24 protein-coding genes are annotated in these 22,679 nt (G+C 72.3%); 16 read left to right on the top strand and 8 right to left on the bottom strand.

Annotated elements, in window-relative coordinates; genetic code table 11:
- Positions 1-39: 39 nt before the first annotated feature.
- Complete coding sequence (locus tag JOF41_RS24075) at positions 40-693, bottom strand: ACT domain-containing protein (RefSeq protein ID WP_189223307.1); 654 nt, start codon at positions 691-693, stop codon at positions 40-42.
- A gap of 207 nt (positions 694-900) precedes the next feature.
- Here JOF41_RS24075 and gatC point away from each other — a divergent pair, with 207 nt between their 5' ends.
- Genes gatC through gatB form a run of 4 tightly spaced genes read left to right on the top strand, consistent with a single transcriptional unit; the run spans position 901 to position 4,404 of the window.
- Positions 901-1,200 carry an Asp-tRNA(Asn)/Glu-tRNA(Gln) amidotransferase subunit GatC gene (gene gatC / locus JOF41_RS24070; RefSeq protein ID WP_189222763.1) on the top strand — a complete coding sequence of 100 codons (300 nt, stop codon included), beginning with the start codon at positions 901-903 and terminating at the stop codon, positions 1,198-1,200.
- The gene (gene gatA / locus JOF41_RS24065; RefSeq protein WP_189222764.1) at positions 1,197-2,717 is read left to right on the top strand and encodes an Asp-tRNA(Asn)/Glu-tRNA(Gln) amidotransferase subunit GatA; all 1,521 of its coding nucleotides are present in this window, start codon (positions 1,197-1,199) and stop codon (positions 2,715-2,717) included. The genes gatC and gatA overlap by 4 nt, the downstream gene beginning before the upstream one ends.
- Entirely contained in the window at positions 2,714-2,905 is a 192-nt protein-coding gene (locus JOF41_RS24060) for a hypothetical protein (protein WP_189222765.1), read from the top strand. Before gatA ends, JOF41_RS24060 begins: the two co-directional genes overlap by 4 nt.
- On the top strand, positions 2,902-4,404 hold the full coding sequence (gene gatB, locus JOF41_RS24055) for an Asp-tRNA(Asn)/Glu-tRNA(Gln) amidotransferase subunit GatB (RefSeq protein WP_209622131.1): 1,503 nt from the start codon (positions 2,902-2,904) through the stop codon (positions 4,402-4,404). Before JOF41_RS24060 ends, gatB begins: the two co-directional genes overlap by 4 nt.
- Before the next feature lie 64 nt (positions 4,405-4,468).
- Here the strand turns inward: gatB and JOF41_RS24050 are convergent, their stop codons facing one another.
- Entirely contained in the window at positions 4,469-4,690 is a 222-nt protein-coding gene (locus JOF41_RS24050; RefSeq protein WP_189222767.1) for a hypothetical protein, read from the bottom strand.
- Positions 4,691-4,786: 96 nt separating this feature from the next.
- Between JOF41_RS24050 and JOF41_RS24045 the strand changes: the two genes are divergently transcribed.
- The 6 genes from JOF41_RS24045 to JOF41_RS24020 all read left to right on the top strand — a co-directional run bounded on the left by JOF41_RS24045 (position 4,787) and on the right by JOF41_RS24020 (position 10,845).
- Positions 4,787-5,653 (top strand): helix-turn-helix domain-containing protein, encoded by an 867-nt coding sequence (locus JOF41_RS24045; protein WP_209622128.1) that lies wholly within the window; start codon positions 4,787-4,789, stop codon positions 5,651-5,653.
- Positions 5,650-5,844: a DUF397 domain-containing protein gene (locus JOF41_RS24040; RefSeq protein WP_209622125.1), complete on the top strand. Its 195-nt coding sequence runs from the start codon at positions 5,650-5,652 to the stop codon at positions 5,842-5,844. The genes JOF41_RS24045 and JOF41_RS24040 overlap by 4 nt, the downstream gene beginning before the upstream one ends.
- A gap of 360 nt (positions 5,845-6,204) precedes the next feature.
- On the top strand, positions 6,205-6,480 hold the full coding sequence (locus JOF41_RS24035) for a hypothetical protein (protein WP_209622123.1): 276 nt from the start codon (positions 6,205-6,207) through the stop codon (positions 6,478-6,480).
- 62 nt (positions 6,481-6,542) lie between these two features.
- Positions 6,543-9,164 carry a CHAT domain-containing protein gene (locus JOF41_RS24030; RefSeq protein WP_189222771.1) on the top strand — a complete coding sequence of 874 codons (2,622 nt, stop codon included), beginning with the start codon at positions 6,543-6,545 and terminating at the stop codon, positions 9,162-9,164.
- Positions 9,165-9,286: 122 nt separating this feature from the next.
- On the top strand, positions 9,287-9,694 hold the full coding sequence (locus JOF41_RS24025) for a YciI family protein (protein ID WP_209622120.1): 408 nt from the start codon (positions 9,287-9,289) through the stop codon (positions 9,692-9,694).
- Positions 9,695-9,702: 8 nt separating this feature from the next.
- On the top strand, positions 9,703-10,845 hold the full coding sequence (locus JOF41_RS24020; RefSeq protein ID WP_189223308.1) for an RNA polymerase sigma factor: 1,143 nt from the start codon (positions 9,703-9,705) through the stop codon (positions 10,843-10,845).
- Positions 10,846-11,360: 515 nt separating this feature from the next.
- Here the strand turns inward: JOF41_RS24020 and JOF41_RS24015 are convergent.
- From JOF41_RS24015 to JOF41_RS24005, 3 genes are read right to left on the bottom strand one after another with little or no spacing between them, the layout of a single operon-like run.
- On the bottom strand, positions 11,361-12,032 hold the full coding sequence (locus tag JOF41_RS24015) for a hypothetical protein (protein ID WP_209622117.1): 672 nt from the start codon (positions 12,030-12,032) through the stop codon (positions 11,361-11,363).
- A 14-nt stretch (positions 12,033-12,046) separates the two neighbouring features.
- Positions 12,047-13,222, bottom strand: coding sequence for a PQQ-dependent sugar dehydrogenase (locus tag JOF41_RS24010; protein ID WP_189222773.1), 1,176 nt, complete (start codon positions 13,220-13,222; stop codon positions 12,047-12,049).
- Between the two features lie 11 nt (positions 13,223-13,233).
- Positions 13,234-14,082 carry an alpha/beta fold hydrolase gene (locus JOF41_RS24005; RefSeq protein ID WP_189222774.1) on the bottom strand — a complete coding sequence of 283 codons (849 nt, stop codon included), beginning with the start codon at positions 14,080-14,082 and terminating at the stop codon, positions 13,234-13,236.
- A 28-nt stretch (positions 14,083-14,110) separates the two neighbouring features.
- On the opposite strand from JOF41_RS24005, the gene JOF41_RS24000 reads away from it, so the two are divergent.
- Together JOF41_RS24000 and JOF41_RS38395 are read left to right on the top strand one after the other, a co-directional pair.
- Positions 14,111-15,025 carry a 2-hydroxyacid dehydrogenase gene (locus JOF41_RS24000; RefSeq protein WP_209622114.1) on the top strand — a complete coding sequence of 305 codons (915 nt, stop codon included), beginning with the start codon at positions 14,111-14,113 and terminating at the stop codon, positions 15,023-15,025.
- An 87-nt stretch (positions 15,026-15,112) separates the two neighbouring features.
- On the top strand, positions 15,113-15,820 hold the full coding sequence (locus JOF41_RS38395; protein ID WP_189222776.1) for a DoxX family protein: 708 nt from the start codon (positions 15,113-15,115) through the stop codon (positions 15,818-15,820).
- 55 nt (positions 15,821-15,875) lie between these two features.
- On the opposite strand, the gene ilvD is transcribed toward JOF41_RS38395, so the two are convergent.
- The 3 genes from ilvD to JOF41_RS23980 form a co-directional block, all read right to left on the bottom strand.
- Complete coding sequence (gene ilvD, locus JOF41_RS23990; RefSeq protein WP_189222777.1) at positions 15,876-17,720, bottom strand: dihydroxy-acid dehydratase; 1,845 nt, start codon at positions 17,718-17,720, stop codon at positions 15,876-15,878.
- Between the two features lie 69 nt (positions 17,721-17,789).
- Positions 17,790-18,215: a vitamin K epoxide reductase family protein gene (locus JOF41_RS23985; RefSeq protein WP_209622111.1), complete on the bottom strand. Its 426-nt coding sequence runs from the start codon at positions 18,213-18,215 to the stop codon at positions 17,790-17,792.
- On the bottom strand, positions 18,212-18,640 hold the full coding sequence (locus JOF41_RS23980; protein WP_189222779.1) for a PH domain-containing protein: 429 nt from the start codon (positions 18,638-18,640) through the stop codon (positions 18,212-18,214). The genes JOF41_RS23985 and JOF41_RS23980 overlap by 4 nt, the downstream gene beginning before the upstream one ends.
- Before the next feature lie 291 nt (positions 18,641-18,931).
- Between JOF41_RS23980 and JOF41_RS23975 the strand changes: the two genes are divergently transcribed.
- The 4 genes from JOF41_RS23975 (at position 18,932) to JOF41_RS23960 (ending at position 22,670) form a co-directional block, all read left to right on the top strand.
- On the top strand, positions 18,932-20,773 hold the full coding sequence (locus JOF41_RS23975) for an acetolactate synthase large subunit (RefSeq protein WP_209622108.1): 1,842 nt from the start codon (positions 18,932-18,934) through the stop codon (positions 20,771-20,773).
- Positions 20,774-20,782: 9 nt separating this feature from the next.
- Positions 20,783-21,289, top strand: coding sequence for an acetolactate synthase small subunit (gene ilvN / locus JOF41_RS23970; RefSeq protein ID WP_189222781.1), 507 nt, complete (start codon positions 20,783-20,785; stop codon positions 21,287-21,289).
- Between the two features lie 31 nt (positions 21,290-21,320).
- The gene (ilvC, locus tag JOF41_RS23965) at positions 21,321-22,334 is read left to right on the top strand and encodes a ketol-acid reductoisomerase (protein WP_209622105.1); all 1,014 of its coding nucleotides are present in this window, start codon (positions 21,321-21,323) and stop codon (positions 22,332-22,334) included.
- Positions 22,335-22,400: 66 nt separating this feature from the next.
- Positions 22,401-22,670, top strand: coding sequence for a DUF397 domain-containing protein (locus JOF41_RS23960; RefSeq protein ID WP_189222783.1), 270 nt, complete (start codon positions 22,401-22,403; stop codon positions 22,668-22,670).
- Positions 22,671-22,679: the final 9 nt, after the last annotated feature.

Below are 22,679 nucleotides of genomic sequence, written 5' to 3'. Positions count from 1 at the left end.
CGGCAGCGGTCGGTCCGGCAGCGGTCGGTCCGGCGGCGGTCAGTCCGGCAGCACCACGGACACGATCCCGGCCAGGTGGGCCAGCCGCGCCACCTCGGCCGCGCGGAACATCGGCCCGCCGGGACGACCCACCAGCAGCACCCGGTCGGGCCTGCCCAGCGGGGTCGCGGCCAGCTCGGTGCCCAGCTCGCGCCACGTCTCGGGCACCCAGCCGTCCTCGCCGTCGAGCACGGTGGCCCGCGCCAGCGGGAACCACGGCGGGTCCACCAGGCGGGTCTCCGGGGCGGCCGTGGACGCGGTCACCCGGTGCACCCCGGCCTTGCCCCGCTCCACGACCACGGCCCAGCCCGCGCGGATGATCTTGGGCACGCCCTCGGTGAACACCGCCAGGCCCTTGGCGGGCTCCTCGGCGACCTCCTCCACCAGCTCCAGCTCGCGGTGGGTGTCCAGCACGCCCGCGTACGGCCGCACCGCGTCGACCTCCACGCCGTCGATGGACTCCGCGGCGGTGATCAGCACGTCCGGCAGCCGCCCGGAGGGCAGCTCCACCACCAGGTCGTCGATGGCCAGGCCCGAGCCGCGCTCCACCACGTCCACGCTGAGGATGTCGGCTCCGATCGCGCCGAGCGCGGAGGCGACCGCACCCAGGGTGCCGGGACGGTCCGGGAGCTGGACCCGGATCAGGAAGGACACGTGCACGCCTCCATGCTGAGGTACTGCCGAACGGTCGACTCGCCGGCCGATGATTGTCGCAGACGCGGCTTCGCTTTCCGACCGACGCGCGCGGTTGCGCGCCGGTAAAATCCCGCACTCCCGGTCGGCCCGCTCGGGCCCCACCCTGACCAGCCAATAGACTCGTCGGGTCCCGATCCGAAAAACCGACCCACGGGGGTTGACGAGGTGCCCAGCATCTCCCGCGACGAGGTCGCGCACCTGGCTCGCCTGGCCAGGCTCGCCGTCACCGACGACGAGCTGGACCTTTTCGCAGGCCAGTTGGACGTGATCCTGCAGTCGGTGGCCACGGTGGGCGACATCGCCACCGCGGACATCCCGCCCACTTCGCACGCCGTTCCGCTGACCAACGTGTTCCGCGAGGACGCGGTGCGTCCCAGCCTCGGTCAGCAGCAGGCGCTCGCGGGCGCCCCCGCCGCCGAGGACGGTCGCTTCCGCGTCCCCCGCATCCTGGGGGAGGAAGCATGAGCGACCTGATCCGCAGCACCGCCGCCGAGCTGGCGGCCAAGATCGCCAGTCGCGAGGTCTCCGCGGTCGAGGTCGCGCAGGCGCACCTGGACCGCATCGCCGAGGTCGACGGCTCGGTGAAGGCGTTCCTGCACGTCGACGCCGAGGGCGCGCTGGCCGCGGCCCGCAGGGTCGACGAGGACGTCGCCGCGGGCAACGCGCCCGCGAGCCCGCTGGCGGGCGTCCCGCTGGCCCTCAAGGACGTCTTCACCACCGAGGGCGTGCCGACCACGTGCGGCTCGAAGATGCTGGAGGGCTGGCGCCCGCCCTACGACGCCACGGTAACCCGCAGGCTCAAGGAAGCGGGCGTGGTCATCCTGGGCAAGACGAACATGGACGAGTTCGCGATGGGCTCCTCCACCGAGAACTCCGCCTACGGCCCGACCCGCAACCCGTGGGACCTGGACCGGATTCCGGGCGGTTCCGGCGGCGGTTCCAGCGCCAGCCTGGCCGCGTTCGAGGCGCCGCTGGCGATCGGCACCGACACCGGCGGCTCGATCCGCCAGCCCGGCTCGGTCACCGGCACCGTCGGCGTGAAGCCGACCTACGGCGGCGTGTCCCGCTACGGCCTGGTGGCGTTCTCGTCCTCGCTGGACCAGGCGGGCCCGTGCGCGCGCACGGTGCTGGACGCCGCGCTGCTGCACGAGATCATCGCGGGCCACGACCCGCTGGACTCCACCTCCGTCGACGCGCCCGTGCCGCCCGTGGTCGCCGCGGCCCGCGAGGGCGCCAACGGCGACCTGACCGGCGTGCGCGTCGGCGTGGTGACGCAGTTCAGCGGCGAGGGCTACCAGCCGGGCGTGCTGCGCTCGTTCGAGGCGGCCGTGGCGCAGCTCAAGCAGCTGGGCGCGGAGATCGTCGAGGTGTCCTGCCCCAGCTTCGACTACGCGCTGCCCGCGTACTACCTGATCGCGCCGAGCGAGGCGTCGTCGAACCTGGCCCGCTTCGACGCGATGCGCTACGGCCTGCGCGTCGGCGACGACGGCACCCGCAGCGCCGAGGAGGTCATGTCGCTGACCCGCGAGGCGGGCTTCGGCGCGGAGGTCAAGCGCCGCATCATGATCGGCACGTACGCGCTGTCCTCGGGCTACTACGACGCCTACTACGGCTCGGCGCAGAAGGTGCGCACGCTCATCTCGCGCGACTTCGAGTCCGCGTTCGCCACGGTGGACGTGCTGGTCTCGCCGACCACGCCGACCACCGCGTTCCGCATCGGCGAGCGCACCGGCGACCCGATGGCCATGTACAAGGCCGACCTGTGCACCATCCCGGCCAACCTGGCGGGCAACGCCGCGATGAGCGTGCCCAGCGGGCTGTCCGACGAGGACGGTCTGCCGGTGGGCCTGCAGATCATGGCCCCGGCCCTGCAGGACCACCGCATGTACCGGGTGGCCGCGGCCTACGAGGCGGCCCGCGACGCCGCCCTCGGCCACACCGTCATCAGCCAGGTCCCGCAGCTGGAAGGAGCCGCGCGATGAAGAAGACCCGTGGTGTGTTCGGCCTGCTCAGCGCGGGCGCGTCGGCGGCGAGCGCGTTCTCCTCGCTCAAGGCCGCCCGCGGCGACAAGGACAAGCTGGCCCTGGCCAACGCGCTGGGCAGTGCCATCGTCGCGATCACCGGCCTGGCGCTGGCGATCCGGGCGATGCGGAAGGACGGGAAGGCATGACCTCGGTCGACGAGCTGATGGACTACGCCGAGGTCGTCGAGCGCTACGACCCGGTGCTGGGCCTGGAGGTCCACGTCGAGCTGCACACGAACACGAAGATGTTCTGCGGCTGCGCCAACCTGTTCGGCGGCGAGCCCAACACCCACGTGTGCCCCACCTGCCTCGGCCTGCCCGGCGCGCTGCCGGTGGTCAACGGCAAGGCGGTGGAGTCGGCGATCCGCATCGGCCTGGCGCTGAACTGCGAGATCGCCGAGTGGTGCCGGTTCGCCCGGAAGAACTACTTCTACCCGGACATGCCGAAGAACTTCCAGACCTCGCAGTACGACGAGCCGATCGCGTTCAACGGCTGGCTCGACGTCGCGCTGGACGACGGCACGGTGGTGCGGGTGGAGATCGAGCGCGCCCACATGGAGGAGGACACCGGCAAGTCGCTGCACGTCGGCGGCGCGACCGGGCGCATCCACGGCGCGGAGCACTCGCTGCTGGACTACAACCGCGCGGGCGTGCCGCTGATCGAGATCGTCACCAAGCCGATCACCGGCACCGGCGAGCGGGCCCCCGAGGTGGCCCGCGCGTACGTGACGGCGCTGCGGGACCTGCTCAAGGCGCTGGACGTCTCCGACGTCCGGATGGACCAGGGCTCGCTGCGCTGCGACGCCAACGTGTCGCTGATGCCCAAGGGCACCACCGAGTTCGGCACCCGCACCGAGACCAAGAACGTCAACTCGCTGCGCAGCGTCGAGCGGGCGGTGCGGTTCGAGATGACCCGCCAGGCCGCGGTGCTCGCGGGCGGCGGCAAGATCACCCAGGAGACCCGCCACTTCGACGAGTCCACCGGCAGCACCTCCTCCGGGCGCACCAAGGAGACCGCGGAGGACTACCGGTACTTCCCCGAGCCGGACCTGGTGCCCGTCGCGCCGTCGCGCGAGTGGGTGGAGGAGCTGCGCGGCACGCTGCCGGAGCTGCCCTGGGAGCGCCGCAAGCGCATCCAGCAGGAGTGGAACCTCACCGACGCCGAGCTGCGCGACCTGGTCAACGCGGGCGCGGTGGACCTGGTGGCGGCCACGGTCGAGGCGGGCGCGACGCCAGCCGAGGCGCGCTCGTGGTGGGTGGCCTACCTGACCAAGGAGGCCAACAACCGGGGCGTCGAGCTGGCCGAGCTGGCGATCACGCCCGCGCAGATCGCGCGGGTCGTGGCGCTGGTGAACTCCGGCGAGCTGACCAACAAGCTCGCCCGCGAGGTCGTCGCGGGCGTGCTGGCGGGCGAGGGCGAGCCGGAGGCCGTCATCGAGGCCAGGGGCCTGAAGGTCGTCTCGGACGACTCGGCCCTGGAGGCGGCGGTGGACGAGGCGCTGGCGGCGCAGCCGGACGTGGCGGCGAAGATCCGCGACGGCAAGGTGGCGGCGGCGGGCGCGATCGTCGGAGCGGTCATGAAGGCGACCAAGGGGCAGGCGGACGCCAAGCGCGTGCGCGAGCTGGTGATCGCCCGCTGCTCCTGAGCGGGGACCTGCTGAGCGGGGACCTGCGGGGCGGGGACCGGTGGACCGGGGAGTGGGTTCGGGCTCACTCCCCGGTGTGCACCGCGAGTTCCCCGAGGGCCTGCCCGGAAACCTCGGCGACCTTGGTGAGGGTCCGGTGGTCCATGACCATCACGTACTCGCGGTTGTGGCCGAAGGTCAGCGTGACGCGGTCGTCGTCGGCGTTGACGTCGGCGGTGACGGACACGTCCCCGGACATCTCGATCCAGGCTTCGACCGACACGTCGGAGTACTGGTGCAGCGGCATGACATCTCCTTCTTAAGGGCAACCTGTCTCGCTTAGGCTAGCGAGACAGGTGTGGCTTGACCCAGAACCTGATCGGGTGAGAAACGGGGAGCGCCTGTGGCTAGGGCTCGGCAGACCTTCGAGCGGCGGCAACTGGGCCTGGCGCTGCGGCGGCTCCGGCTCGACAAGGGCGTGCCCCAGAAGGCGGCGGCCGAGGCCATCGGCCGGTCGCGGACCAAGGTCGTCGAACTGGAGGAGGGCAACGGCACCCTCAGCGGTGACGACCTGGCGCGGCTGCTGGACTACTACGCGGTGTCCGGTGCGGAGCGGGAGGCGATGCTCGCCCTCGGCGCGCAGGCCCGCCGTCGCAAGCGCGGGCGGACCTACGTGGACCTGCTGCCCAACTCCTACCAGCGGTTCGCCGACCTGGAGGCCAACGCCGCGCGGATCAGCACCTACGAGCCGGGCATCGTGCCGGGGTTGCTCCAGTCATCGGACTACATCCGCGCGGTCATCGAAGAGGGCGACGGCATCTGGTGGGACGGCGCGGACCCCGGTCGCGAGGACCGGATCTCCTTCCGGCTCGACCGCCAGGCGGTCGTCTTCGGCGCGGGAGAGCCGAAAGACCTCCGGTTCGTCCTGACCGAGGACAGCTTGCGCGCCGACTTCGGCGCGCCCGAAGTGATGCGGGGGCAGTTGCGGCACCTGCTGTCCCTGTGCGACGGGCGGCCGGGGCCGGCGATTCGCTTGCTGCGCAACGACACCCACCCCAACCCGCTGCGCGGTCGAGCCCTGATCCTGTTCGACTTCAAGGGAAAGGCCCCTGCGGTCGGCTATTCGGAGGCCATCGCGGGGCACTCCGCCTACTACGATGACCCGGCCGACACCGCAGCCCTGGCGCTGGCGTTCGAGCGCGTCTGGGAACTCGCCGCGACCGAGCCGGGAACCGAGCGGTTCATCCGCGAGCTGTTGGAGGAACTGTGAGCCCTCGCGACACCGGCTGGTTCAAGAGCGTTCGCAGCAGTGCCAACGGTCCCGCTTGCGTCGAGGTGCGGATCACCGGGGTGGTCGCCGTCCGCGATTCCAAGAACGCGACCGGTTCGATCTCCGAGTACGCCCCTGCCGTCTGGCGTGCTTTTCTGGAAGCTGTCAAATCAGGCCGGTTTGACAATTGATCATGGAATGCTCGCGCGTGGTGAAGTGAGCGCTACTCCTTGTTCACTCTTCTCGGTGAGAGCGCCACTGCCAGGGCGAACGTCCGCAGAAAACGGGTATTCACAGTGACGGAATACTGTTAATGCGTTAGCCCATTCGTGTGGTATCCACTGTCGGGTGGCATTGTTGCCCCTGGTCAGAGCCCGTTTGCCGTAGTCGATCGTTGCGCACAGTAAAAAACCCCCTCAATCTTGCCGCCATCTGTGTCAGGCTTGAGCCGTTCGGAGGGCCGGGGGGCCTACCGGATTGACTCCAACAGAGGCACCACGCACCCCGCGCGGGTGCCGTTGCAGGGGAGGGCAACAACGATGTCTGCTGGCATGAACCCTTCGAAGACCAGGACCGACCCCGAGCTGGTCGAGGAGATCGAAGAGATCGCCGCCAAGGTCGAGGAGAGCCCGCTGGCGCTGTTCGCCGGGGACGGCGGCGTGGAGACCAACGGCGGTCCTTACCAGACGCACGGCGAGCCCACGGACCCGACCGGTGGCCCTTACCAGCCGCATGAGCCGGACCCGAAGGCGCCCGCCACGCCGATGCAGCCCATGGGTGGTCCGTACCAGACCCATTCGGACGACCCCGCGGTGGCGAGGAACTGAGCGTGACGACCGCACTGCCAGCCGGACGGCTGGCAGTGCGGTCACTTCGTTTGTGCTCTGATATGCCTGTGCCCCCGCAGAACGCCGATCCTGTCCGGGACGCCCGCGAACTGCACCGGAAGGGCAAGCTCGCCGCGTCGGCGAACCACTACCCGGCCGCGTCGCGACTGCTGCGCAAGGGGATCGCCCGCCTCGACGCGTCGGGTGTGAACTCGGTGGAGAGCCTGGAAGTCCGCGTCCGGCTGCTGATCACCCTCTCGTTCTGCGTCGCCGAGACGCGCGGTCTGGAGGAGGGGCTCAACCAGATCGCCGTGACCCGCGAGAGCCTGTCGGCCATGCCGCCGGGCGCGTTGCGCGACGAACTGGAGAGCCTGGCCAACGGCGTCCACGGGGTGCTGCTGTTCCGGGTGGGCCGCATCTGGGAGGGCATCCGCTACGTCGATCTCGACGTGGCCTACCACGAGGCGAAGCTCGCCCAGACCACCGACGACCCCACACCCGTGGTCAACTCGCTGGTCACCACGCTGTCCAACCGGGGCAACGCCTTCGGCGAGATCTACCAGTTCGACAAGGCCGTGCGCGATCTCAACCGCGCGGCGGAGCTGGCCGTCCAGTACGACATGCCCATGCGGGCGGCGATCGCCACGCACGCCCTGGGCAACGTGCTGCTGCGCGCGGGGGACGTCACCGCGGCGCTGCGCCGCTACGGTGAAGCGGCCAAGACCTTCCAGGAGGTCGAACCGGGCCTGCTGCTGCGGCTGCGCATCGACCAGGCCGAGGCGATGATCGCCGTCGGGCTGGCCGACGAGGCGGGCCGACAACTGGACGCGGTGCTGCCCGACCTGCGCGCCCAGCGGGTCGGCCAGGACATCGCCGAGGCGGAGATGTTCCGCGCCATCGCCGCGCTGCACGAAGGTGACCTGATCACCGCCCAGCGGATGGCCAAGGCGGCGCAGCGCAAGCTCGCCCAGCGCGGCAGCCCCGCGTGGGCGGCCATCGCCAGCCTGATCATCCTGCGCGCCAGGGCGCTGTGCGCCATCGGCACCCACCGCCCGACCCACCGCCCGCCCGCGCGCCTGGTCGAGCGGGCGCTGTCGCTGGCGGCCGAGCTGGCCGCGTTGAAGCTGCACGAGCACGCCGCGCTGGCGCACGTGCTGGCCGCCCGGCTGGAGGTCCGGCGCGGCAACACCGACCGCGCCGCCGAGCTGCTGCGCAGCGTGCCCAAGTCGCGCCGGTTCAGCCCCATCGACCACCGGATGCTGCTGCGGCTGTGCCGGGCGGAACTCGCCCTGGCCCAGGGCAACCAGCGCGCGGCGCTGGCCCAGGCGCAGGCGGGCCTGGCCGAGCTGGGCCGGATGCGCGACCAGCTCGGCGGGCTGGAACTGCTGTCCGGCACCTCGCTGCACGGCCGCGAGCTGGGCGAGCTGGCAGTCCGGCTGGTGCTGGCGGCGGGCGACTCCCCGGCGAACGCCAAGCGGCTGTTCACCTGGCTGGAGCGCACCAGGGCGCAGATGTACCGCTACGACCCGGTCGAGTCCACCGTGGACGCGGCGCTGGGCGAGCGCATCGCCGAGGTCCGGCAGCTGAGCAGGCTGCTGCTGCGCGCCCGGCTGGACGGGGCGCCCACCGCCGAGCTGGAGCAGCGCTACGCCGCGGGCCAGCGCGCCGCGATGCAGCTGGGCTGGAGCGCGAGCCCGTGGGGCAAGCCCCGGCCCGTGGCCACCGCCGACGAGGTGGCGGCCCGGCTGGGCGACCGCGCGCTGATCAGCTTCGCCTCGTGCGACGAGGAGCTGGTGGCGGTCGTGGTGGTGGACGGCCGGGTGCGCATGGTGCGCCTGGGGGCGGTGGAGGTGGCCACCGAGGCCGCGCGCAAGTTGCACGCCGACCTGAACGCGCTGGCCCCCGACCACCTGCCGCCCCCGCTGGTCGAGGTCATCTCCGCGTCCGCCTGCCGCGAGGCGCGGAAGCTGGACGCCGCCCTGCTGCGCCCGCTGGCCGACATGATCGGCGACCGGGAGCTGGTGGTCGTGCCGACCGGCGCGCTGTACGTGGTGCCCTGGGGCGTGCTGCCCACCTGCGCCTCCCGCCCGACGACCGTGGTGCCCTCCGCCACCGCCTGGCTGTCGAGCAGCCGCGTCGACCGCGATCACGGCAGCGGCGTGGTGCTGGTCCGAGGCCCGGGGCTGGCCGCCGCGCAGGGGGAGATCGAGCGGCTGGCCGTGCTGCACCGGGACGCCAAGCTGCTGGGCGTGGAGGAGGCCAGGGTGGTGTCGGTGCTGGAGGCGCTGGACGGCGTCGAGCTGGCGCACATCGCCGCGCACGGCGAGCACGAGCCGGAGAACGCCCTGTTCTCCCGGCTGGAGCTGGTCGACGGGGCGCTGTTCGCGCACGAGGTCGGCCGGGTGCGGCGGCCCCCGGAGCGGGTCGTGCTGGCCGCCTGCGAGCTGGCGCTCAACCGCGTGCGGCCCGGCGACGAGCCGCTGGGGTTCGCGGGCGCGCTGCTGGCCGGTGGGGCGCGCACGGTGATCGCCGCGTCGAGCAAGGTGGGCGACCAGCCGTCGGCCGCGGCGATGGCCGACTTCCACCGCGCCCTGGCGACGGGCGCGCCACCCGCCGTGGCGCTGGCCGAGGCGGTGGCGGTGGACCCGTTGCGTCGCCCGTTCGTGTGCCTCGGCTCGGGCTGACGGGAGGTCGGGAAAAGTTCCGGGAAAAAGTTCGGCGGGCGATGTCGAGAACCCGTGTCCGGCTCCGTCCCCGTGGTGAACGCGACGACAATGGGGTCGCGTCGGTACCGAGGAGGACCACGATGGCCAAGTACCTGCTGCTCAAGCACTACCGGGGCGCTCCGGCGGCGGTCAACGACGTGCCCATGGACCAGTGGACGCCCGAGGAGATCTCGGCCCACATGCAGTACATGCGCGACTTCGCGGCCCGCCTGGAGGCGACCGGCGAGTTCGTCGACGGCCAGGCGCTGGCCCCCGAGGGCACGTTCGTCCGGTACGACGGCGAGGGCCGCCCGCCGGTCACCGACGGCCCGTTCGCCGAGACCAAGGACCTCATCGCGGGCTGGATGGTGATCGACGTCGACAGCTACGAGCGCGCCGTCGAACTGGCCGGGGAGCTGTCGGCCGCCCCCGGCGCGGGTGGCAAGCCGATCCACGAGTGGCTGGAGCTGCGGCCGTTCCTGAGCGGTCCGCCCACCATCACGGAGTGACGTCCCAGTTGGACGAGAACCTGCTCCGGAGCACCACGCCGGGCGTGCTCGCCGTCCTCGTCCGCCGCGGAGCCGACTTCGCGGCGGCCGAGGACGCCGTGCAGGACGCGCTGGTCGAGGCGGTCCGCGTGTGGCCGACCGACCCGCCGCGCGACCCGAAGGGCTGGCTGGTCACCGTGGCCTGGCGGCGGTTCCTCGACGCGACCCGCGCCGACGCCGCCCGCCGCAGGCGCGAGGACGTCGTGGACGAGGAACCCGCGCCGGAGCCCGCGCCCGCCGTGGACGACACGCTCCAGCTCTACTTCCTGTGCGCCCACCCGTCGCTGACGCCATCGTCGGCGGTCGCGCTCACGCTGCGCGCCGTCGGCGGGCTCACCACGCGCCAGATCGCCGCGGCCTACCTGGTGCCCGAGGCGACCATGGCGCAGCGCATCAGCCGCGCCAAGCGCACCGTGTCCGGGGTGCGGTTCGACCAGGCCGGGGATGTCTCGACCGTGCTGCGGGTGCTGTACCTGGTGTTCAACGAGGGGTACACCGGGGACGTCGACCTCGCGGTGGAGGCCATCCGGCTCACCCGGCAGCTCGCCGCCGCCACCGACCACCCGGAGGTGGCGGGGCTGCTCGCGCTCATGCTGCTGCACCACGCCCGGCGCGCGGCCCGGACCGCGCCCGACGGGAGCCTGGTGCCGCTGGCCGAGCAGGATCGCGGCCGGTGGGACACCCGGATGATCGCCGAGGGCGTGGAGATCCTGCAGGCGGCGCTGGCCCGTGATCGGTTGGGGGAGTTCCAGGCGCAGGCCGCCATCGCGGCGTTGCACGCCGACGCGCTCACGGCAGAGGAGACCGACTGGGTGCAGATCGTCGAGTGGTACGACGAGCTCGTGCGGCTGACCGGGAGTCCGGTCGTGCGGCTCAACCGCGCGGTGGCCGTCGGCGAGGCCGACGGCCCCCGCGCGGGACTGGCGGCGCTCGCGGAGCTGGACGACTCGCTGCCCCGCTACGCGGCGGTGGCGGCGTACCTGCACGAGCGCGACGGGGACCTGGCGGTGGCGGCGCGGCTGTACGCCGAAGCGGCCCGCAAGGCGTCCAACCTGGCCGAGCGCGACCACCTGACGCGCCAAGCCGCCCGGCTCAACGCGCATCGGCAGTAGCCGCCCCCGCGAGTCGAACGCTCAGGTACCGCGAGTCGAACGCTCAGGACCCCTGAGTTCTACGTTCGGGTTGGGTTATCCAGCAAAGAGAGCGCTCGCCGCGCGGCAGGTCGCCAAGGACGGCGGGTCGCGCCGTCCCCGTATGACCTGCCGGAGGCGAACCACACGCGTCAAGGGGGCCGTTGTCGGGTCTGGGGTTGGTGGTGCGTTCAGGCCCCCTTGACACGTGCGGTCGGGACGAGCCCAGGTCATACGGGGACGGCGCTCGCGGGCACCCCGCTGCGCGCGCTCCGCGCGCCCCCCTGGTGCGTGGGCAAGTACTACCCGACGGGGTTGGGAGGGCCGGTAGCTACTACCCGAGGCGGAAGCGCGGGGCGGGGGCGCGAAAGTGCGGGTCGGGGTGCGCGAATGTTGAATTCGGGGTGTCTGAGCGTTCGACTCGCGGGGGAGACACGCCCAACACGCCCATAGGTGGGTGACGCTGAGGGTGGGCGTGGCCGTTCTGAAGGTTGAACTCAGGGGGTCGACTTGCGGGAGGCGGTGGGAAGGCGGGAGGCGGTGGCGGTGGCTGAGACGGTTCGGGTGGTGCGGCTGCTGGAGCCGGGCTGTGCGGGCGGGAGGTCGGGCCAGATCTCCTGGGCCTGGGCGGCGGCGGCGCGGATGGCGGTCGCGTCCAGTTCCACGGCGGTCTCGGGGATGTCCTGGTCCGGCCACGCCACGAACAGGGTCACCGCCCCTTCAGGGGGCAACGGCGTCAGGTACACCTCGTGCCGGAAGTGGAACTGCCCGCCGTGGCCCCCGCGCGACACCAGCGCGGGCTGCCCGTCGGACCGAGCGCTGTCGAGGTTGGTCACCCGGCGTCCGTCGGCGTAGAGGACCCCGAAGCGCAGTCCGCCCGCTGGGGGACGCCTGTCCGGGTGGTGGTGGAAGATCGAGGCGTGGCCGCGCCGGTCGCGCGGGGACCTCCGCAGGAACACCAGCAGGTCCAGGCCCACCCCGTCCGGCCAGCACTGGAGCCGTTCCAGCACGACGCGGGCGTGCGGTCCCTCGCCGAGCACCCGCTGCCATGGCAGCGTCACCGGCAGCACCCACTCGGTGGGCGGTGCCGCCAGGTCCGCCGGACGGGCGCGCAGCTCCTCGAACTCCGGTTCGTCCGCTTCGTGCGACTCCTCGGTGAAGAAGGTCATCACGCCCCCTCGCGCTAGTCCTTGCTGCCCGCCGACTCGGGCCGGATGAGGATCGCCACCCGGTCGTCGCTGGACACCGGCGCCCCGCCGGGGGCCTTGTTCACGGTGCCGATCAGCGCCGTCCGGTCGTCCAGCGCGACCAGCGCGCCGATCCGGCCGAAGCCGTCCTCGCCCTGGTGGGAGGGCTCGGGCTTGCCGGTGAAGCTGCCGTCCTGGTTCATCGGCAGGAACTGGGTGCCCGGCGCGTTCGCCGTCGCCACCCACATCACGTCCGACAGCGACGCGCAGCCGGTGATGCCGGGCTTGTCCGGCCACGACCACGCCGCGCTGGTCAGCGCCTTGCCCGCCTCGACCCGGTAGAGCAGGTCGGCGGTCTCGCCCGCGTCGGTCACCCAGGTCTTGGAGCCGTCGCCGGACACGCACAGGCCCGCTGGCGAGCGCAGGCCGCTGGCGTAGACCCGCGAGCCGGGAGTGGGGTTGCCGGGCGCGGGCTGGCCCGCGCCGTCGATGCGCAGCACCTTGCCCGCCAGCGACTCGGGGTTGGCGGCCAGCGCCGGGTTGCCCGCGTCGCCGGTGGCCACCAGCAGGGCGCCGGTGCGGTCGTAGGCCAGCACGCCGCGGTTGCCCGACGGCCCCTTGGGGATGCCGGTCAGGATCGGCTTGGGCGCGTCGCCGGGGGCGATGCGCAGCACGCGGTTGTCCGTGGCCGTGGTCGCGTACACGTAGACCAGCTGGTCCTCGGGGTAGGTCGGCGACAGGGTCAGGCCCGTCAGGCCGCCGTCGGAGGCGGCGTCGACCGCGATGGTGTGCAGGACGACCGGGTCCACGTCCTTGGTCACCCGCAGCAGCCTGCCGGTGGTGCGCTCGGTGGCCAGCGCGGTCACCACGCCCGCCTGCGTGACGTCGGTCATCGCCACCCCGGAGACCGGGTTCAGGCACGTCGCGATCACCAGGGGGTTGAAGTCCTTGCACCCCTGCGGGGGCGGCACCGAGGGCGGCGACTGGCCCTGCTGGGCCTGGCCGGGGGACTGGGGCAGCTCGCCGGGCAGTTCGGGTCGCGGGCCCGCCTGCGGCGTGAGCTGCACCTGCTCGCTCCACCCCGCCGGGGGTGGCTGCTCGGGGAAGCTGGCGCAGCCGACGGCCAGCAGGCCGACGACCGAGCCGATCAGCGCCGCACGGAGTCGTGACACGAGGACCAAGGTTAGGCGCGCGGCCGTGAACGCGCGGTGAGCGCCAGGTCCTCGACCGCGCTGTCCACGCCCTTGACCCGCTCCAGCAGCAGGACCAGCTCCTCCACCAGCACCGAGGGCGACTCCAGCGGCAGGAAGTGGGTGTTGGGCAGCATCCGCACGCGGGCCTGCGGCAGCCCGGACACCGGGCCGACCATGCTGGACGGCGCGGTCAGCGGGTCGTACCGGCCCGCCAGCACGGTCGTGGGGCAGGTCACCCCGGTCAGGTCCAGGCGCGGGCTGCGGCCGAAGGCCAGCGCCAGGGTGAAGTACCAGCGCCAGTCGTGCCGCAGGAACGGGCGCAGCGTCTCCAGGAAGGCGATGTTCGTCGCGGGCAGCGGCACCCGGTGCAGCACCGCGTCCAGCAGCGGCCCCGCCGCGCGCAGCGCCGCCGCGCCGGAGCGGCCCAGCAGCCTGCCCAGCTCGGCGGGCACGCCGGGCAGCGCCGCGAACGAGTCGCCCGCCGGGCCCGCGACCAGCATCAACCCGCTGACCCGCTCGGGGTGGCGCAGCGCCAGCTCGGCGGCCAGGGTGACGCCGGTGGACCAGCCCGCGACCACGCACCGCCGCACGCCCGCCGCGTCGAGCACCGCGATGGCGTCGGCCACGTGGTCGGCGACCTCCACGCGCGACTCGTCGGCGGGCCGCGCCGAGCCGAGGGTGCCGCGGTGGTGCCAGCTGTGCACCCGCGCCGGGAACGCGGGCCACGCCCGCGCGGCGAACCCCAGGCCGGGGCACAGCAGCACGTCCGGGCCGTCCGCGTCCACCCGCCAAGCCCTGATGCGCGTCCCGTCCGGGGAGAGGACGTCGTGTTCCCGCATGGTCGCAAGTGTGCCGTAACGTGCAGGCGTGACGCTCACCGTGCTGGTCCCCGACGATCTCGGCCTCCGCGTCCTGTCCGAGGTGGACGGTCTGCTCCCCGTGCGCTACGAGCCCGGCGAGCCGATCCCGCCCGAGGGGCGCGACGCCGAGGTGCTGGTGCCCAAGTTCCTCCAGGGCGCCGATCCCGCCGAGGTGTTCGCCCAGCTGCCGAAGCTGCGGCTGGTGCAGCTGCTCAGCGCGGGCGCGGAGCGGTTCGTCGGCCGGGTGCCCGAGGGCGTGCTGCTGTCGACCTGCCGGGGCGCGCACGGCGGCAGCACCGCGGAGTGGGCGGTGGGAGCGCTGCTGTCGGTCTACCGGGACTTCCCCGCCTTCGAGCGGGCCCGGCAGGAGCGGCGCTGGGACTTCCACCCCACGGAGACGTTGCAGGACAAGGAGATCCTCGTGGTGGGGGCGGGCGACCTCGGCGAGCAGTTCCGCCGCCGGGTGGAGCCGTTCGGGGCCTCGGTGACCATGGTGGGGCGCAGCGCGCGGGACGGCGTGCACGCGGTGTCCGAGCTGCCCGAGCTGCTGGGCGGTTTCGACGCGGTGCTGATGGTGGTGCCGCTGACCACCGAGACCACCCGGATGGTGGACGCGGAGTTCCTGTCCCGCATGAAGGACGGCGCGGTGCTGGTCAACGCCGCGCGCGGCGCGGTGGTGGACACCCCGGCGTTGCTGGCCGAGCTGGAATCCGGGCGGCTGCGCGCGGCGCTGGACGTGACCGACCCGGAGCCGCTGCCGTCGGACCATCCACTGTGGACCGTCCCGGGGCTGTTCATCACCCCGCACGTGGCGGGCAGCTGCACGGGCAGCGGCGGGCGCGCCTACCGCGTGGTGGCCGAGGAACTGGCCCGGTTCGCGCGCGGCGAGCAGCCGCGCAACCTGGTGCGCGGCGAGTACTGACCCGATGCCGGCTACTCCGTTCGGGTGAAGCCACGCGGCGGAACGGACGCTCGCGGTGGTCGACCGAACCTCCTAGCGTGCGGGTTCGTGGCAACTCACGACGATCGCTCGAAGGCTGCGGGCGACTTCCCCGACGACGGTCCCTACTCCCCGAGTGGCACCGCCGTGGGGGCGCACCACTTCGACGACGCCATCCCGGCGTTCGACAAGGGGACCAGCAGCTTCGACACCTCGGGCTACACCCCGATCGCCTCGCTCGACCAGTCCTCGTCGCCCCTGGACGAGGTGGACGAGCGCAAGCCGTTCGGCTGGACCGGCAGCGCCGACCTCGGCCTGCTGGCGCTGCGGCTGGCCCTGGGCGGGGTGTTCGTCCTGCACGGGGCGCAGAAGGTGTTCGGCCTGTTCGGCGGGCCGGGCATCGACGGGTTCGCGAACTACCTGCAAGGCCTGGGGTTCCGCGAGGCGCGCGTGCTGGCCTGGGTCACCGGCGTCACCGAGCTGGGCGGCGGCGCGCTGCTGGTGCTCGGCCTGCTCACGCCGCTGGCCGCCGCGGGCATCCTCGGCGTGATGGCCAACGTGCTGGTGCTCAACCACCGCAACGGGTTCTTCCTGCCCGACGGGGTGGAGTTCGAGGCGGTGCTCGCGGCGATGGCGTTCGCGGTGCTGTTCGCCGGTCCCGGCCGGGCCGCGCTGGACTACAACCGGGCCTGGTTCCGGCACCCGCTGCTGTCCGGTTTCCTCTGCCTGCTCGTCGCGGCGGGCGCGAGCGCCGCGACGCTGTACGTCTTCCGCTGAAAAAATCACCCGGCCGGTCGACGGAAGCCGACCGGCCGGGTGAGAGCGTCGCCTCTTACTTGTTCACGTCGCGCACCGCGCCGGTCGAGGCGTCGGTGGCCATCCGCGCGTAGGCGCGCAGCGCCGCGGTCACCGGGCGGACCCGGTCCACCGGCTGCCACGGCCGCTCCGAGGCCTCCATCTTGGCCCGCCGCTCGGCCAGCACCGCCTCGTCCACCAGCAGCTCCAGCCGCCGCTCGTGCACGTCGATGACGATCCGGTCGCCGTCCTGGACCAGGCCGATGACGCCGCCGCCCGCCGCCTCCGGCGAGACGTGGCCGATGGACAGGCCCGACGTGCCGCCGGAGAACCGGCCGTCGGTGATCAGCGCGCACTTCTTGCCAAGGCCCGCGCCCTTGAGGAACGCCGTCGGGTGCAGCATCTCCTGCATCCCCGGCCCGCCCGAGGGGCCCTCGTAGCGGACCACCAGCACGTCGCCCGGCTGGATCTCCTTGTTCAGGATCACCGACACGGCCTGCTCCTGGGACTCCACCACGCGCGCGGGCCCCTCGAAGTGCCACAGGTCCTCGTCGACGCCGGCGGCCTTGATGATCGCGCCGCGCTCGGCCAGGTTGCCGCGCAGCACGGCCAGGCCGCCGTCCTTGGTGTAGGCGTGCTCGACGTCGCGGATGCAGCCGCCTGCGGCGTCGGTGTCCAGCTTCGACCAGCGGTTGGTGGTGGAGAACGCCTGCGTGGTGCGCACCCCGCCGGGGGCGGCGTGGAACAGCTCGACGGCCTTCTCCGACGGGGAGGCGGCGCGGATGTCCCAGGCGTCCAGCCACTCGGCCATGGTCTCGGAGTGCACGGTGCGCACGTCCTCGTTGAGCAGCCCGGCCCGGCGCAGCTCGCCCAGCAGCGCGGGGATGCCGCCCGCCCGGTGCACGTCCTCCATGTGGTAGTCGGAGTTCGGCGAGACCTTGGCCAGGCACGGCACCCGGCGGCTGAGGGCGTCGATGTCGGCCAGCGTGAAGTCGACCTCGCCCTCCTGCGCGGCGGCCAGGATGTGCAGCACCGTGTTGGTGGAGCCGCCCATGGCCATGTCCAGCGCCATGGCGTTCTCGAACGCCTTGCGGTTGGCGATCGAGCGCGGCAGCACCGACTCGTCGTCCTCGCCGTAGTAGCGGCGGCACAGCTCGACCACCACCCGGCCCGCCTCGGCGAACAGCTCGCGCCGCGCGGCGTGCGTGGCCAGCGTGGAGCCGTTGCCCGGCAGCGCCAGGCCCAGCGCCTCGGTCAGGCAGTTCATCGAGTTCGCGGTGAACATGCCCGAGCACGACCCGCAGGTGGGGCACGCGGAGCGCTCGACCTCGGTCAGCCCGGCCTCGTCCACCTCCGGCGACGCGGACGCGGAGATGGCGGTGATCAGGTCGGTCGGCGCGACGGCCACGCCGTCCACCACGACCGCCTTGCCCGCCTCCATCGGCCCGCCGGAGACGAACACCACCGGGATGTTGAGCCGCATGGCCGCGTTGAGCATCCCCGGCGTGATCTTGTCGCAGTTGGAGATGCACACGATGGCGTCGGCCTGGTGCGCGTTGACCATGTACTCGACCGAGTCGGCGATGATCTCGCGCGAGGGCAGCGAGTACAGCATGCCGCTGTGGCCCATGGCGATGCCGTCGTCCACGGCGATGGTGTGGAACTCGCGGGGCACGCCGCCCGCCTCGCGCACCGCCTCGGCGACGATGTCGCCGAGGTCACGCAGGTGCACGTGACCCGGCACGAACTGCGTGTAGGAGTTGGCGATGGCCACGATCGGCTTGCCGAAGTCCGAGTCGGTCATGCCGGTCGCGCGCCAGAGGGCGCGGGCGCCCGCGGCGTTGCGGCCATGCGTGGTGGTGCGGGAACGGAGCGGTGGCACGGCTCCTCCAGGATCTTTACGTGGTGTCGCGGCGGGCGCGTCGTGGGCGCCGAGGTCCGGGAGCGGTGCCTAGAGGCTACCCCGCCGCAACGCCCCGGTGACCAGAACGCCCGCGAGCGCGAGGGTGACCACGTGCACGACCGTGCACCACAGGCAGATCTTGCCGATCAGCACGAACTCGGCGGCCACCAGGTAGACCACGAACAGCACGCCCACCCCGACCGCGCCCAGCCGCACCCAGTCCAGCTCGCGCCGCCGCCACGCCCACGGCAGGCACAGCGCGGTCAGGAACAGGAAGAACAGCGCGCCCAGCAGCGCCACCGGGACGCCCAGCAGCTCCGACTGCTCGCTGGAGGTGACCGTGGCGCAGTCCACGACGCTGCTCTCGGCGCACACCAGCAGGCCGGTCGAGTAGTGCGAGATGGTGAGGTAGACCGAGACCGCGAGGCCGATCAGGGACAGGACGAGGCTGCTGACCCGCGTGTTCGACGTCACCCGTCGGACTCTACGGGCGGGTCCGTTGGCTCCCCGTCAACCGACCCGGCCGTGGGCGTCGCGCTCGGGTCGGCGACCCGCCCGCCGCTGGCTGCGGCCAGCGCGGGCAGGTGGCCCGCGCGCACCGCGGGCAGCCGGACCAGCGTGCCGTCCGAGCGCAGCGCGCTCAGCCAGCCCCGGCTCTCGACCTTGATGGCCTTGACCTCCGACCACGGCACCTCGCGCGTGCCGAACGTGCCGCGCGCCACGATGCGCTCCTCGTCCACGGTCGTGCGGTTGCGCCACACCCACCACGCGAAGCCCAGCGGCAGCAGGTACACCACCTGCAGGCCGGGGGCGGAGAACGCGAACGGGGTGGCCGCGATGACGGTCAGACCGGCCGCGAGCAGGGCCGTGGCGGGGATGCGGAACACCAGCTTGGACACGTCGCAGATGCTCCCAGGCATCCGCCGGACGGGCTCGCCCAGGTGCCGTTCGGCGGCACCGGGAGTCCACCATCCGGGAGAGCCGTCCCGCAGAGTTGACGCTGCCCTCGTTGGAGGGCTACCTTCAGCCCATGCGGCGCAACCTCGTTCTCGTACTTCCCAGGCGCGTCGACGCCTAGGGCCAAGAACAAGCTTGCGTCGACGCGCGACCCTCGTACGACCCGTTCCCTGGGCCGACGAGGGTTTTTTCGTGCCCGGACCGTGCGTTCCCACACACCACGAGGCAGACAGATGACCAGCGCAACCTCGCGACCGGCGGCGGGCGAGACGCCGTCGCCCCGCCCAGGACCCCGGCCCAAACCGGCCCCGCCGACCGGCGCCCCGGTCCGCGTGACCGGCGCCCAGTCCCTCGTCCGCTCCCTCGAGGCCGTGGGCTGCGAAGTGGTGTTCGGCATCCCCGGCGGCACGATCCTGCCCGCCTACGACCCCCTGCTGGACTCCACCAAGGTCCGCCACGTGCTGGTCCGCCACGAGCAGGGCGCGGGCCACGCGGCCACCGGCTACGCCCAGGCCACCGGTCGGGTCGGGGTGTGCATGGCCACCTCCGGCCCCGGCGCGACGAACCTGGTGACCCCGCTGGCCGACGCCAACATGGACTCGGTGCCGGTGGTCGCCATCACCGGCCAGCAGACCCGCCCGCTGATCGGCACGGACGCCTTCCAGGAGGCGGACATCTGCGGCATCACCATGCCGATCACCAAGCACAACTTCCTGGTCACCGACCCGGCGGACATCCCGAGGGCGATCGCCGAGGCGTTCCACCTGGCGGCCACCGGCCGCCCCGGCCCCGTCCTGGTGGACATCCCCAAGGACGTGCTGCAGGAGATGACCTCGTTCTCCTGGCCGCCGGAGCTGCGCCTGCCCGGCTACCGGCCGACCACCCGGCCGCACGGCAAGCAGGTGCGCGAGGCCGCGAAGCTGATCGCCACCGCCCGCAGGCCCGTGCTCTACGTCGGCGGCGGCGTGATCAAGGCCGACGCCTCGGCGCAGCTGCTGGAGCTGGCCGAGTCCACCGGCATCCCGGTGGTCACCACGCTGATGGCGCGCGGCGCGTTCCCCGACTCGCACCCCCAGCACCTGGGGATGCCGGGCATGCACGGCACGGTCGCCGCGGTCGCCGCGATGCAGAAGGCCGACCTGCTGGTCGCCCTGGGCGCGCGGTTCGACGACCGGGTCACCGGCCAGCTTTCCACCTTCGCGCCGGACGCCCAGGTCGTGCACGCCGACATCGACCCGGCGGAGATCTCCAAGAACCGCCGCGCGGACGTGCCGATCGTGGGCGACTGCAAGGAGATCATCACCGAGCTGGTGGACGCGGTGAAGGCGGAGAGGGACAACGCCACCCGCGAGGTCGACCTGGCGCCGTGGTGGGCGCAGATCGACTCGTGGCGGGAGACCTTCCCGCTGGGCTACGACTGGCCCGACGACGGCACCCTGTCCCCGCAGTACGTCATCGAGCGCATCGGCGCGCTGACCCCGCCGGACGCCGTGTTCACCGCGGGCGTCGGGCAGCACCAGATGTGGGCGGCGCAGTTCGTCAAGTACGAGCGCCCGCGCAGCTGGATCAACTCCGGCGGCCTGGGCACGATGGGCTACGCGGTGCCCGCGGCGATGGGCGCCAAGGCGGGCGTGCCGCAGTCGCAGGTGTGGGCCATCGACGGCGACGGCTGCTTCCAGATGACCAACCAGGAGCTGGCCACCTGCGCCATCGAGGGCCTGCCGATCAAGGTCGCGGTCATCAACAACGGCAACCTGGGCATGGTCCGGCAGTGGCAGACCCTGTTCTACGGGGAGCGCTACTCCAACACCGACCTGGGCACCCACAAGCACCGCATCCCCGACTTCAAGCTGCTGGCCGAGGCGCTGGGCTGCGCGGGCCTGCGCGCGGAGTCGCGCGAGGAGGTCGACGCGGTGATCCAGCAGGCCATGGAGATCAACGACCGCCCGGTGGTCATCGACTTCGTGGTCGGCAAGGACGCCCAGGTGTGGCCGATGGTGGCGGCGGGCACCGGCAACAGCGAGATCATGGCCGCCCGAGGCATCCGCCCGCTGTTCGACGAAGACGACGTCTAGGACCTGATGATGACCAAGCACACCCTGAGCGTTCTGGTCGAGGACAAACCCGGTGTCCTCGCACGGGTCGCGGGCCTGTTCTCCCGGCGCGGCTTCAACATCGAGTCGCTGGCCGTCGGCCGCACCGAGCACCCGGACATCTCCCGGATGACCATCGTGGTCTCGGTCGACGAGCTGCCGCTGGAGCAGGTGACCAAGCAGCTGAACAAGCTCGTCAACGTCATCAAGATCGTCGAGCTGGAGCCGTCGGCCGCGGTGCAGCGGCAGCTGCTGCTGGTCAAGGTCCGCGCGGACGCCACCGTGCGCAGCCAGGTGCTCGAAACGGTGCAGCTGTTCCGCGCGAAGGTCGTCGACGTCTCCCCGGAGGCGGTCACCGTCGAGGCCACCGGCACGTCTGAGAAGCTCGACGCGCTGCTGCGGATGCTGGAGCCCTACGGGCTCCGCGAGATCGTCCAGTCGGGCATGGTCGCCATCGGCCGCGGCGCCCGCTCCATCACCGCGACCGCGGTGCGCTGATTTTCCGGAACCAGGAAGGAAGTACCCACCAGTGAGCGTCGAGATCTTCTACGACGACGATGCCGACCTGAGCATCATCCAGGGGCGCAAGGTCGCGGTCATCGGCTACGGCAGCCAGGGCCACGCCCACGCGCTGAGCCTGCGCGACTCCGGCGTCGACGTCCGCATCGGCCTCCCCCAGGGCTCGAAGTCCCGCGCCAAGGCGGAGGAGGAGGGCCTGCCGGTGGGCACGCCCGCCGAGGTCGCCGCCGAGGCCGACCTGATCATGATCCTGGCGCCGGACACCGCGCAGCGGCACATCTACGCCCAGGACATCGCGCCCAACCTCAAGGACGGCGACGCGCTGTTCTTCGGCCACGGGTTCAACATCCGCTACGGCCTGATCGAGGCTCCGTCCAACGTGGACGTCGCCATGGTCGCCCCCAAGGGCCCCGGCCACCTGGTGCGCCGCCAGTTCGTCGACGGCAAGGGCGTGCCCGCGCTGATCGCGGTGGAGCAGGACGCCTCGGGTTCGGCGCAGGCGCTGGCCCTGTCCTACGCCAAGGCCATCGGCGGCACCCGCGCGGGCGTCATCAAGACCACGTTCAAGGAGGAGACCGAGACCGACCTGTTCGGCGAGCAGGCGGTGCTCTGCGGCGGCGCCTCCGCGCTGGTGCAGGCGGGCTTCGAGGTGCTGACCGAGGCGGGTTACGCCCCCGAGGTGGCCTACTTCGAGTGCCTGCACGAGCTGAAGCTGATCGTGGACCTGATGTACGAGGGCGGCATCGCCCGGATGCGGTACTCGATTTCCGACACCGCCGAGTACGGCGACCTCACCCGCGGTCCGCGCGTGATCACGCCCGCGGTCAAGGAGGAGATGCGCAAGATCCTCGGCGAGATCCAGGACGGCACCTTCGCCACCGAATGGGTGAAGGAGGACGACGCGGGGCGCGGCAACTACAAGAAGTTGCAGCAGGAGGGCGAGCAGCACCCGATCGAGGAAGTCGGCAAGAAGCTGCGCGGACTCATGTCGTGGGTGGACCGGCCGATCACCGAAACGGCCTGATCGAGCTTTTCCCGCAACGGAGCCCGCGGCTGTCGCAGACGCCGCGGGCTCCGGTATACCTGGCACATGACCGACAGCGCGCCGATCTACGACGACAAGGCCCACGTGCGGGGCAACCTCGACCTCTCGGGGGCGAAGTGGATTCGCAGCGACGAGGGCGCGGAGGAGGAAGAGGAGCACGTCGAGATCGCGTTCGTCGAGCACACCGACGGCGTGACCTACACGGCGATGCGGAACTCGGCGCAGCCGGACGGCACGGTGCTGGTGTTCACCCCGGCCGAGTGGGAGGCGTTCATCCTGGGCGTCAAGGACGGCGAGTTCGACGAGCCCTGGTAGCCCCGCCCC

The organism is Saccharothrix coeruleofusca (genome assembly GCF_017876325.1).
GTDB classification, from domain to species: domain Bacteria; phylum Actinomycetota; class Actinomycetes; order Mycobacteriales; family Pseudonocardiaceae; genus Actinosynnema; species Actinosynnema coeruleofuscum.
The sequence above is the reverse complement of the archived record's forward strand: the minus strand, read 5'-3'. Positions and strand labels throughout refer to the sequence as shown.